The organism is Xanthomonas sp. LF07-6, from assembly GCF_034105445.1.
In the GTDB taxonomy this organism is placed as follows: domain Bacteria; phylum Pseudomonadota; class Gammaproteobacteria; order Xanthomonadales; family Xanthomonadaceae; genus Xanthomonas_A; species Xanthomonas_A sontii.
The window spans coordinates 1-618 of the sequence record NZ_JAXGGI010000042.1 but is presented as its reverse complement, the minus strand read 5'-3'; the positions used below and the strand labels follow the sequence as shown (position 1 = coordinate 618).

Genomic DNA, 618 nt, shown 5'->3' with positions numbered 1-618 from the left:
TATGTCTCCCGTCATCGGCATCGACGTCGCCAAACGCAGTTTCGATGTGGCCATCGAGCTGACCAATGGCAAGCACCGTACCAAGGCCAAGTTGTCCAACGATGCCAAGGGCTTCCAGGCCCTGCAGGCATGGCTGCAGACGCATGCCCAGCCCGATAGCTGGATCGCCATGGAGGCCACCGGCACCTACCACCAGGCGCTGGCCGAGTTCCTCCACGCACGCGGCTATCGGGTGTGCGTGCTCAACCCCGCGCAGACGGCCGCGTACGCACGCAGCCAACTCAGCCGGGTCAAGACCGATCGCAGCGATGCCAAGCTGATCGCCAGTTATGCCCTGCGTCACCGCGAGCAGTTACGCCGTTGGCACCCTGATCCGCCGGCGCTCAAGCAGCTCAAAGCGCTGGTGCGCCGGCGCCAGGATCTGCAACAGATGCTGCAGATGGAGCGCAACCGGCTGGACGTCGCTCCGGCCCAGGTGAAGGACTCGATCCAGGTCCATCTGGCCGATCTGCAACACCACATCGCCCAGATCGAGCAGGCCATCGATGACCATATCGACCAGGATCCGACCTTGCGTGGGCAGCGCGAGCTGCTGGTGAGCATCCAGGGGATTGCCGA

General features: G+C 64.1%; 1 protein-coding gene. It reads left to right on the top strand.

All coding sequences use genetic code 11. From position 1 onward, the window contains the following. On the top strand, positions 1 to 618 hold a 618-nt coding region (locus tag SLW56_RS20795), incomplete at both ends, for a transposase (RefSeq protein WP_320695409.1).